This is a genomic window from Mycobacterium colombiense (assembly GCF_003284935.1).
GTDB classification, from domain to species: Bacteria; Actinomycetota; Actinomycetes; order Mycobacteriales; family Mycobacteriaceae; genus Mycobacterium; species Mycobacterium arosiense_A.
Genome location: NZ_QMEV01000054.1, coordinates 20,869 through 31,213, shown reverse-complemented (window position 1 = coordinate 31,213; position 10,345 = coordinate 20,869). Strand labels below are relative to the sequence as shown.

General features: G+C 66.8%; 9 protein-coding genes and 2 pseudogenes. 6 read left to right on the top strand and 5 right to left on the bottom strand.

The window, feature by feature from the left end; translation table 11 throughout:
* A partial coding sequence (locus DQP57_RS20195; RefSeq protein ID WP_133259274.1) for a sensor domain-containing protein occupies positions 1–535 on the top strand: 535 nt, incomplete at its 5' end.
* Between the two features lie 34 nt (positions 536–569).
* Here DQP57_RS20195 and DQP57_RS27670 read toward each other — a convergent pair.
* A pseudogene (locus tag DQP57_RS27670) lies at positions 570–1,388 on the bottom strand (IS21 family transposase); the annotation flags it as partial.
* Positions 1,389–1,621: 233 nt separating this feature from the next.
* A pseudogene (locus DQP57_RS20185) lies at positions 1,622–2,173 on the bottom strand (nitronate monooxygenase); the annotation flags it as partial.
* 124 nt (positions 2,174–2,297) lie between these two features.
* Here DQP57_RS20185 and DQP57_RS20180 point away from each other — a divergent pair.
* Positions 2,298–3,899, top strand: a complete 1,602-nt coding sequence (locus tag DQP57_RS20180) for an arylsulfatase (RefSeq protein ID WP_112634484.1) — start codon at positions 2,298–2,300, stop codon at positions 3,897–3,899.
* Positions 3,900–3,926: 27 nt separating this feature from the next.
* Here the strand turns inward: DQP57_RS20180 and DQP57_RS20175 are convergent, their stop codons facing one another.
* Positions 3,927–4,526, bottom strand: a complete 600-nt coding sequence (locus tag DQP57_RS20175) for a class I SAM-dependent methyltransferase (protein ID WP_240631823.1) — start codon at positions 4,524–4,526, stop codon at positions 3,927–3,929.
* A gap of 204 nt (positions 4,527–4,730) precedes the next feature.
* Between DQP57_RS20175 and DQP57_RS20170 the strand changes: the two genes are divergently transcribed.
* Complete coding sequence (locus DQP57_RS20170) at positions 4,731–5,723, top strand: Gfo/Idh/MocA family protein (protein ID WP_112634479.1); 993 nt, start codon at positions 4,731–4,733, stop codon at positions 5,721–5,723.
* Here DQP57_RS20170 and DQP57_RS20165 read toward each other — a convergent pair.
* A complete protein-coding gene (locus tag DQP57_RS20165) occupies positions 5,711–6,550 on the bottom strand; it encodes a sugar phosphate isomerase/epimerase family protein (protein WP_112634478.1) in 840 nt (279 codons plus the stop codon). The genes DQP57_RS20170 and DQP57_RS20165 overlap by 13 nt on opposite strands.
* Positions 6,547–7,155 carry a SecDF P1 head subdomain-containing protein gene (locus tag DQP57_RS20160; RefSeq protein ID WP_205869181.1) on the bottom strand — a complete coding sequence of 203 codons (609 nt, stop codon included), beginning with the start codon at positions 7,153–7,155 and terminating at the stop codon, positions 6,547–6,549. Before DQP57_RS20160 ends, DQP57_RS20165 begins: the two co-directional genes overlap by 4 nt.
* Positions 7,156–7,372: 217 nt before the next feature.
* On the opposite strand from DQP57_RS20160, the gene DQP57_RS20155 reads away from it, so the two are divergent.
* The 3 genes from DQP57_RS20155 to DQP57_RS20145 all read left to right on the top strand — a co-directional run bounded on the left by DQP57_RS20155 (position 7,373) and on the right by DQP57_RS20145 (position 10,343).
* Positions 7,373–8,050, top strand: coding sequence for a TetR/AcrR family transcriptional regulator (locus DQP57_RS20155; protein WP_112634477.1), 678 nt, complete (start codon positions 7,373–7,375; stop codon positions 8,048–8,050).
* Between the two features lie 254 nt (positions 8,051–8,304).
* The gene (locus DQP57_RS20150; RefSeq protein WP_112634476.1) at positions 8,305–9,507 is read left to right on the top strand and encodes a cytochrome P450; all 1,203 of its coding nucleotides are present in this window, start codon (positions 8,305–8,307) and stop codon (positions 9,505–9,507) included.
* Positions 9,507–10,343, top strand: coding sequence for a mycofactocin-coupled SDR family oxidoreductase (locus DQP57_RS20145; RefSeq protein ID WP_112634475.1), 837 nt, complete (start codon positions 9,507–9,509; stop codon positions 10,341–10,343). The genes DQP57_RS20150 and DQP57_RS20145 overlap by 1 nt, the downstream gene beginning before the upstream one ends.
* Positions 10,344–10,345 lie beyond the last annotated feature (2 nt).

Here is a 10,345-nt window from a genome sequence, read left to right as displayed (position 1 = left end):
GCCCGATGCATTAGCGGGAGACAAATCGCCTTGGTCCGATGACTGCATCGGAGTCGCAGTAGCGCTGCAACATAGCGTCTATCAAGACCACAACGTCAATGGTGTCGCATTTGAAACGTGGCGACCTGATTCTGCCGCTGCGTCCGTGGTGACCGGGGTCAAAAAGGGTGTCATCAGCTTTTCGACAGCTGGCGACGCCGACGCCCTTTTCGTCAAATTCTCTCGAGAATGGCAAAGATGCGAGGGCAAAACCGTGCTCCTGTCGGGTGGGCCTTTCAGACTCCAGGTGAAAGTCGATAACGTACAGCCTGCCGCTTCGGTTCTCGCGGCTACCATGTCGATCGAATTGGACTCACCCAACCCGCTTCTTGAGCTTGCCATTCCGGCCGCGCGGGCCCTCGGTGTGCGGGACAATTGTCTCATTGAAGCCGAAGTCGACTTTGGCAACAATGCAAACCCCCCGACTCACCGTATCGACACGAGCGCGATCGACATAGCCCAGGTCATGAGGGACAAAGTCAGCGCGTTGAGCTGACCCCGGACCACCCCGACCGGCAACTAACTAACCACTGCCAAGGTCGGACTTCACACAGATGAAATGCCTTGCCGGCCTTAAGATGTGCATCTACCCCGGCGGCGCCGATCGACCAGCTAGTGAGTTCAAATACTCTGGCGGCAACGTGATCAACGCGTCACCTTCGCTCGCCTCGAACATGCGTAAGGGCTGGGCACCTTCCACGGCACGGCAGTGCCGGCCGCCGGCCACCTCGCGGCTCCAGCGCAGCGCGTCGGCCTGCATCAAGCGCAGCGAGGAGAACTCGCGGCCTTTCCAGAACGAGTCGCGTACGTAACTCATGGGTCGTTCCACCCGGGGTGTGTCCTTGGGTTTGAAGCCCGCGCCGGGTCGATCAGGGGTGCCGTAGTGGGTGGTGGCCAACTCGGCGTAAGATCGATTGATCTGCGGATCGCAGAGGTCGGGTTTGTCCACCCCGGTCGTGAGGTTGTCACACCAACCGCGCCGGCACCCCGCCGAACTCGAACGCCAGAACATGGCAAGCGCACCACGTGGTTTGATCCATCCGGATTACCGGGCGCACGAACAGATGCCGCGAGCACGACAGCACCATCACGAACGCCCACACCGCCACCGGCTCGGCCGTCGCTCGGTCGAATCACATCCCCAGCCCGCCGTAATCGATCTGCGCCTCACCACCCGGGGCCACCGGCCCGCTGACCCTCTCGCGGGCCACCGCCTCGGCGAAATGCGTTGCGATCCAACGTCGCACCGCGGACTTCGACGCCGCGACTCAATGCCCGTCGCGCAACCACCCGGCGATCGTGGCCACCGTGACATCGGCATCCAGCCAGTCCTTAATCCGATCCTGGTTCCCGAAAGACCCAGAGAATCATCGGACACAGCCCCACAGATAAGCGTGTTCCCCACGATCACCAGAGCCCGAAACCCAATCGTGGGACACAGTCGGATACACCTCGTACCCACCTACAGATAACGGGAATGGCTCGCTAGACAAACGCGTGAAGCGCGACTGCTGGTCGACCCAGTTAGTGCAGCACCCTAGGCTTACAAGGACGGACATCATGCGGCGTAAAACCCCAGTTCGAGAGGTTTGAGGCTAGATAAGGAATGCCCGCCGGCGTCGGCGGCCTGCACGGCGAGCATGTCGACGCCGGCGTCGTGCGCCTGCGCCGCCTCGTCGGCCGTGGTGACCGTCTGGACCACCACGCTGCCGGCCCCGCGCAGCGAGGCGATCACGTCGCGCGACGGAATGCCGAAGGTGAACGACACCATCGGCACGGGGTCGTCGAGCAGCAGCGCGATCTTCTCGTCGAACTTGTCGTTGTCCTCGATGGGTTCGGGTGGCAGTGTCAGCCCGAACTGGTCGGCGTCGGCCTGGACCATCGCGGCGTAGTCGCGGTAGCGTTGCGGATCGACCGGGACCGGGTTGGGCGCGAAGACGTTGACGCCGAACGGGATTCCCTCGGCGCGAACGGCTTTGATCTCGGCCTCGATGGCCTCGACGGTCTTGTATCCCGCCGCGAGCAAGCCAAGGGCGCCCGCGCGCGTGGCGGCCGACACCATGGCCGGGGTGGTCGGGCCGCCCGACATCGGAGCCGCCACCAGCGGGATGGACATTCCAAACTGCGCCAACATCTTCGTGCCCTTTCGCTGGTTCGGAGTGCGGCGGCAAGGCCGACGGTGCCTGCCTCGACAATATCGACGCCGTACGGGTGCGCATCATTCCGCCATCGCGACCCACCTGGCAGGATGCATGAGCGTGACGCGCCCCAACTTCCTTGTGATCGTGGCAGACGACCTCGGCTTCTCCGACCTCGGCGCGTTTGGCGGCGAGATCGAGACGCCCAACCTCGATCGCCTGGCCCACGCCGGGCTCCGGTTCACCGATTTTCATTCGGCCCCGGCCTGCTCACCGACCCGGGCGATGCTGTTGACCGGGACCGACCACCACATCGCCGGCATCGGCACGATGCTCGAGGTCGCATCGCCGGAATTCCGCGGCGCGCCCGGGTACGAGGGCTACCTGAACGACCGGGTGGTCGCGCTGCCCGAACTGTTGCGCGACGCCGGGTATCTGACCCTGATGTCCGGCAAATGGCACCTTGGTGCCACCATCGAGACGTCGCCGTGGGCGCGCGGCTTTGAGCGCTCGTTCGCCCTGCTGCCGGCCGGCGCCAGCCACTACGGCGGCGCCGGTGCGCGCGGATTCTCGCCCGTACCAACGCTTTACACCGAGGACGACCGGTTCGTCACCGTCGGCGACGACTTCTATTCGTCGGACTCCTACACCGATACCCTGCTGCGCTATCTGGACGAGCGCGCGCCCGACGACGACCGGCCGTTCTTCGCCTATCTGCCCTTCCAGGCGCCGCACTGGCCGCTGCAGGCGCCCGACGAATCCCTCGCGAAATACCGGGGCCGCTACGACGCCGGCCCGGACGCGCTGCGCGAGGAGCGGCTGGCCGCGCTCAAGCGGCTCGGCCTCTGCCCACCCGACGTCGTCGCACACCCGGTGGTGGCCGACGGCGCGCCGGAATGGGCCCACATGACCGACGAGCAACGCGCGCGCTCGGCGCGCAGCATGGAGGTCTACGCGGGGATGGTCGACCGGATGGACTACAACGTCGGCCGGGTCATCGACTACCTGTCGGCCAGCGGCGAACTCGACAACACCGTCGTCATCTTCCTGTCCGACAACGGCGCCGAGGGTGCGATCGTGGAGGCGATGCCGCTGCGCGGCCCGCAGATCGCCGCGCAGATCGAAAAGCATTGCGACAACAGCCTGGACAACCTGGGCCGGCCCACCTCGTTCATCTGGTACGGCCCCCGCTGGGCGCAGGCGGCCACCGCGCCGTCGCGGCTGCACAAGGCATTCACCACCCAGGGCGGGATCCGGGTGACCGGCTTCGTCACCTGGCCCGGCTTCGCCCGCCAGCAGCAGATCGGCACCGCGTTCAGCACCGTCATGGACATCGCGCCGACGCTGCTGGAGCTGGCCGGCACCGCACATCCTGGCACGTCCTACCGGGGCCGCGAGGTGGCACCGATGCGCGGCCGCTCACTGGTCGATTACCTGACGGGCGCCGCCGAGACCGTGCACGACGCCGGCACCGGCACCGGCTGGGAGTTGTTCGGCCGCCGCGCCATCCGCCAGGGCGACTGGAAGGCGCTGTACCTGCCGCCGCCATACGGGCCGGGCGCCTGGCAGCTCTACGATCTGTCCTCCGACCTCGGCGAGATCGACGACCTGGCCGCGTCGCACCCCGACAAGCTGGCCGAGCTGCTGGCGCTGTGGGACCGCTACGTCGAGGAGACCGGCGTGATCCTCGACCCCATCTCGGTGTACGACCTGCAGCTATGACCCTCCGACCACCACGGTCACCCCAGGTCAGGCGCCGGGTCGGGCGGCCTCAAACAGCTCGACCGAACCGCTGTGCCGTGCCACGACGACGTCGAGTCCCGCATCGCTGAGCCAGCGCTGCACGTCACCGGCCCGGGGCGGCTCCCCGAAGAAGCCCGCCGCCTGCAACGCGGTCACAAAACGGTCCTGGCGCCAACCGCGACCGCGTACGCACGTGCTCCCGCGAAGGATCCCACCGGGCTTCAGCACACGCGCGAGCTCGACCACCGCCGCGCGCGGGTCGGGCAGACAATGCAGCCCGTTGAACGTCACCGCCAGGTCGAAGGTGTTGTCCTGGAAGGGCAAATCGGTGATATCGGCCTCGGTGAACTCCATCAGGTCGGCCAGGCCCAACTGGTCTGCCCGACCGCGCGCCCGCGCCAGCATGTCCGGGGAAATGTCGGCCGCCACGTAGCGGCAATCCTGCCCGGGGCGCAGGCCACGAAAGGCGAAGCCACCACCGCACGGGATGTCGAGCACATGCGCGCCGGCGGGAACCTCACCGACCCGCTGAACCTGCGCTAGCAAATCAGGTAATGCCAATCCCCACAGCGCTTTTGCGCCCACCGCGGCGACGCCGTCATGCATTGCGGCCGTGTTGTACAACGCCGATGCCACCCGAGCGGCACGCCAGCGCTCCGTTACCTGCCCCATCCGCTGACTCTAACCCGAAACCCAGGCATGGCAACCACGGCTGAATCCCGCCCGCTGGCGATAAGCTCAGCGGCGTGCCCAAAGACCATTCACCGGTGAACCCATGAGACGCCGGCCTGCCGCGGCGGTGCCCTTCTGATGGCCGGGCCGGCGGTGCGGATCGGCATCCTGGGCGCGGCCAGGATCGCGCCGATGGCGTTGATCGGTCCTGCCAAGGACAACCCCGAGGTCGTCGTCACCGCGGTGGCGGCCCGCGACGTCCCGCGGGCGCAGGCCTTCGCCGCCAAGCACGGAATCGCCTCCGTGCACGGTGATTACGGGGCGCTGATCGCCGACCCGGACGTCGACGCCATCTACAACCCGCTGCCGAACGGCCTGCACGGGCGCTGGACGCGGGCCGCGCTGGCCGCCGGCAAGCACGTGCTGTGCGAGAAGCCGTTCACCGCCAATGCGGCCGAGGCACGCGAAATCGCCGCCCTGACAGCCGATTCGGGGCGGGTGGTGATGGAGGCTTTTCACTATCGCTACCACCCGCTGACGCTGCGCGCCGAGGAGATCATCGCCTCCGGTGAGCTGGGCACGCTGCGGCACGTGGAGGCCGCGCTGTGCTTTCCGCTGCCGAAATTCTCCGACATCCGTTACGACTACGCGCTTGCCGGCGGGGCGACGATGGACGCCGGCTGCTACGCGGTGCACATGGTCCGGACGTTCGGTGGGACTTCCCCGGAAGTCATTGCGGCGCAAGCCAAACTGCGCGACCCACGCGTCGATCGGGCCATGACGGCCGACCTGCGGTTCCCGGCCGGCCATACCGGCCGCGTGCGCTGCTCGATGTGGTCGCCGCGACTGCTGCAGATCAGCGCCCGGGTGATCGGCGAACACGGCGAGCTGCGCATCCTGAATCCCGTGATGCCGCAGTCTTTCCATCGGCTCTCGGTGCGGTCGCGCCGGGGGAGACGGACGGAACGCTTCGGGCGACGCGCTTCCTACGCCTATCAGCTGGACGCGTTCGCCGCGGCGGTGCTGCGCGGCGAACCGGTCAAAACAAGCCCGCAGGACGCGGTCGACAACATGACCGTCATCGATGCGATCTATTGCGCCGCGGGCCTGCCGCTGCGTTACCCGGCCTGAACGTCCGACAACAACCGCCGCGCGGCCTCGACGCACGGGCGTAGGCGGTCTATCGGGCTCACCCCGGCCAGCGCCAACGATCGTTGGGGCACTTCGATTTCGAGCACCGTATCGGCGGGCAGCGCGCGCAGGAGCTCGCGCAGCGGGAGCTCCCCCTCACCGGGAACCATGCGCTCGAACATGGCCTCCTCCAGGTAGTTGTCGATGCGCGGCCGCAGCGTCGTGTCGTTGAGTTGGGCGTAGCCGATGCGATCGGCATCGATGGCGGCCACTTCGGCGGCGCCGGAGCCCGACCGCACCAGGTGCATGGTGTCGATCAACAGGCGGAATTCGCGTCGTCCGACGTACTCCTCGGCGGTTAGCGCCGCGCTCAGGTCGCCGATGGTCAGGCCGGGCACCGGTTCGACGACCGTGTCGATATCGCGCTGTGCGGCGAGCTCGGTCAGCGCGGCGAACTGGTCCAGGGTCCGGGGGAGGTCGGGGTCCAGGCTGACCACGTTGATCCGGGGGACGCAGAGCTCGGCCAACACGTCGAGGTCGCCCCGCAAGGCGCTCACGTCGGCGCCGGGCAGCACCACGAATCCGTCGCCCAGCGAGATGCCCACGCCCCGGTCGCCCAGCGCGGCGAGCAGGTCGCGTCGTAGCCCGGCGTCGTCTTTCAACGAGAACGGGGGATAACCCAGCGGCACCAGCGGCATCCCCCGCACGGCGACCGAGATGTGGCGGCACCCCAGTTTCGCGGCCAGATCCACCAATTCGATTGGTGGCAGCCCGAATACGCTGAGCATGCCGATGCCGAGGCGGTCCGGCCGCCCCGATGATGTCATGCGGGGCGACCCACCAGTTGCGCCAGTTGCGCGGCGCTCTGGGCCGTTTGGGTGGTGAGCACGATCCGCCCCGTGGTGGCCGGTTGCTCGATGATGGGGGCCTCGAGCACCATGTTGTCGCGGATGAAGGCCATGTGGTCTTGCAGATGCTCGCCGGTGAATGCGGCCCAGGCGGCCGTCGACGGCGGATCCAGCACGAGGGTCAGTTCGTAGTAGTCCGCGGTCAATGACTTCGGCGGGTCGACGTGCACGAGGCCCAGTCGCATGGTCTCGGGACCCAGCGTATAGACGGTGGTTCGCCCGATGTCACAGGTGGTCAGCGTGTCGGTCGGCGTTATCGACGCGTTCGGATCGGCGGCCGGGCACTTCACCGCGGGAGTGGTGGGCTGCGACTTCGTCACCGGCCGAACCGGCAACGGGGCGATCTTCACCACCGGCGGGGGCGGCGGGGGCGGGGGCGCGGTGGTGCTCGGCGGCGCCGTGGTCGATGAACCCGCGGGCGCGGGCGGGTGCGCGTGCTGGCAGCCACTGATCACGGCGGTGAGCAGGCCGAGCGACCCGAGCCAGGCGGCGGCGTTGCGTACGCGGAAACGACGGTGACTCATCCGAACTGACTCTACTCGGCGGTCATCGGTTTTCCGTTTGGATGGGAAGTCTTGCACCGCAATTTCTTTGGAATGGATGGGCGTGCACCGGCGAATTCGGAGGTGCGAGTCGGTGCAGTCGGCGGCGATGAGCTGTGGGTATCCGACACGCTGACGCGGCGAGAACGAGCCCTTTACCGACACTACGAATATAGAGTAGGGTCGCGGTTCAAGACTCATGGATAGACGACGAAAGCCTAATCCCGCCGAGCGCCGCCGCGACCTGTGCGACGCGGCAATTCAGTTGTTGGCTGACGACGGGGCCAAGGGATTGAGCCATCTGAAGGTCGACCGCAAGGCCGGCGTGCCGGACGGCACGACCTCGTTTTACTTCCGCACCCGATCGGCATTGCTGCGCGCGGTGGCCGAGCGCTCCGCCGAGCTCGACCTCGCCGAGCTGCAGGCGATCGCGGACAGCTCCGAGGCCGGAAGTCGCGCGCCGTCGCGGTTGTCGCAGGTCGTCATCCAGGCCGGCAGCGATCCGCAGTTGTACCGGACCAGGGCCCGTTACGAGCTCACCATGCAGGCCACCCGCGACCCCGCGCTGGCCGCGATCCTGCAGCAGGCCACCGACGAGTTCACCAAGCTGCACCGGGAAATCCTCGTGCAGCTCATGCCGCACGGCGCCGACCTGGATCCGGCGGTCGTCGAGGATCTGAGCAACGTCACGCTGACGTTCATCAATGGCCTGCTGCAGCGGTTCGCCCACGGCGACCGAATCATCGACAGCGCCGAACAGCTCGACGGAATCCTGTCGGCGATCGCCACTGGGATCTTGAAGAGTTCGGCCAAGGGGCGGCTCACCCAGACGGGCGGCCTGCAGGTGTTGCGCCGGGGGGCGGCCGGATCCGGATGAGGACGCCGGCGGGACACGGCGTGCCGGGCTCTGGCTCTTGCCAGGGCCTCCGCTGTATGGTTCTCTACGACAATAGAGTGAGCCCACGTTCATGCGTCGTTTTCCCCCGCGCTTGTGCAGAAGTGACAACGACGCAATTAAGCGGAGTGTATAAATTGCCCCGGACCGACCGAATCCAGCGCTGCAACGCTGGCAGCGCTAGCCCTGGTGCAGGTAATGCGGGTATCGAAAAGTGCAGCGGTAGGAGGATTTTCGTGACGGCGAGCACCGAAAGCAGTGTTCGGTTCGATCCATACGATGTCGGGTTGATCGCCGACCCGTATCCGATGTTCGCGCGATTGCGCGAAGAGGCGCCGCTCTATTACAACGCCGAATACGACTTTTACGCCGTGAGCCGTTACGCCGATGTCAGCAAGGCGCTGGTCGACCACGAGACATACAGCTCCGCGCGGGGCGCCATCCTGGAGCTGATCAAGGCGAACCTCGAAATCCCGCCGGGCATGTTGATCTTCGAAGACCCGCCGATTCACGACGTGCACCGCAAACTGCTGTCGCGGATGTTCACCCCACGCCGGATCGCCGCGCTGGAGCCGATGATCCGCGACTTCTGCGCGCAGCTGCTGGACCCGCTGGTGGGTTCGGGACGCTTCGACTTCGTCACCGACCTGGGCGCGCAGATGCCGATGAAGGTGATCAGCATGCTGCTCGGCATCCCCGAAGACGACCAGGAGTACATCCGCGACCGGGGCAACGCCCAGCTGCGCACCGAGGCGGGCAAGCCGATGGACGCCGCCCAGCACGGCCTGTCCGTGGGCGAGCAGTTCGAGGCCTACATCGATTGGCGCGCCGAGCATCCGTCCGACGACATCATGACCGAACTCCTCAACGTCGAATTCGTCGACGAGACCGGCACCACCCGCCGGCTGTCCCGCGAAGAAATCCTGGTCTATCTCAACGTGGTGGCCGGGGCCGGCAACGAAACGACCACCCGCCTGATCGGTTGGTCCGGCAAGGTTCTCGCCGAGCACCCCGACCAGCGTCGCGACCTGGTTGCCAACCCCACACTCATCCCGCAGGCCATCGAGGAGTTGCTGCGCTACGAGCCGCCCGCGCCGCACGTCTCGCGATACGTGACCCGCGACGTCGTCGTGCACGACCAGACGGTGCCCGAAGGCAGCGTGATGATGATGCTCATCGGGTCGGCCTGCCGCGACGAGGCCCAATTCGGCCCCGACGCGGGCGAATTCAACATCCACCGCACGGTGCGCCCGCACCTCACCTTCAGCATGGGCACGCACTTCTGCCTTGGCTCGGCGCTCGCGCGCCTCGAGGGCCGCATCGCGCTGGAGGAGATTCTGAAGCGATTCCCCGAGTGGGAGGTCGACCTGAACAGTGCCACCCTCAGCCCGACCTCCACGGTGCGGGGCTGGGAGTGTATGCCGGCGCTGGTGTCGTGATGGCCGGCCGGGTCGAGGGCAAGGTGGCTTTCGTCAGCGGCGCCGCCCGCGGACAGGGCCGCAGCCACGCCGTGCGTCTGGCGCAGGAGGGCGCCGACATCATCGCGATCGACGTCTGTGGGCCGATCGAGCACCTGGCTTATCCGCACGCGACACCCGAAGACCTCGCCGAGACCGCGGATCTGGTCAAAAACCTCGACCGGCGCATCGTCACCGCCCAGGTGGACGTCCGCGACTACGACGCGCTGAAGGCCGCGGTGGACAGCGGGGTGGAACAGCTCGGTCGCCTCGACATCATCGTCGCCAACGCCGGCGTCGGAACCGACGGCAGAAAGCTGCACAAGATCCGCGAGGACGTGTGGCAGGACATGATCGACATCAACCTCAGCGGCGTGTGGCACACGGTGAAAGCGGGCGTACCGCACGTCCTTTCGGGTGGCCGCGGCGGGTCCATCGTGCTCACCAGTTCGGTGGGCGGTCGCAAGGCGTACCCGAACACCGGTCATTACATCGCCGCCAAGCACAGCGTGATCGGCCTGATGCGGGCCTTCGCCGTCGAGCTGGGCCCGCACATGATCCGGGTCAATTCCGTGCTGCCCACCCAGGTCAGCACCACGATGGTGATGAACGACAACACCTATCGGCTCTTTCGTCCCGACCTGGAAAATCCCGGACCTGACGACTTCGCCCCGATCTCGCAGACGATGCACACACTGCCGGTGCCTTGGGTGGAAGCCACCGACATCAGCAATGCTGTCCTGTTCCTCGCCTCTGACGAATCTCGTTACGTCACCGGCGTTTCGCTTCCCGTCGACGCGGGCAGCTTGCTCAAATAAGC

Coding starts and splice junctions, on each gene's coding strand:
- DQP57_RS20175 (WP_240631823.1), bottom strand. CDS start 4,526: ATGCATGACGGCGTCGCCGCGGTGGGCGCAAAAGCGCTGTGGGGATTG.
- DQP57_RS20170 (WP_112634479.1), top strand. CDS start 4,731: ATGGCCGGGCCGGCGGTGCGGATCGGCATCCTGGGCGCGGCCAGGATC.
- DQP57_RS20165 (WP_112634478.1), bottom strand. CDS start 6,550: ATGACATCATCGGGGCGGCCGGACCGCCTCGGCATCGGCATGCTCAGC.
- DQP57_RS20160 (WP_205869181.1), bottom strand. CDS start 7,155: ATGAGTCACCGTCGTTTCCGCGTACGCAACGCCGCCGCCTGGCTCGGG.
- DQP57_RS20155 (WP_112634477.1), top strand. CDS start 7,373: ATGGATAGACGACGAAAGCCTAATCCCGCCGAGCGCCGCCGCGACCTG.
- DQP57_RS20145 (WP_112634475.1), top strand. CDS start 9,507: ATGGCCGGCCGGGTCGAGGGCAAGGTGGCTTTCGTCAGCGGCGCCGCC.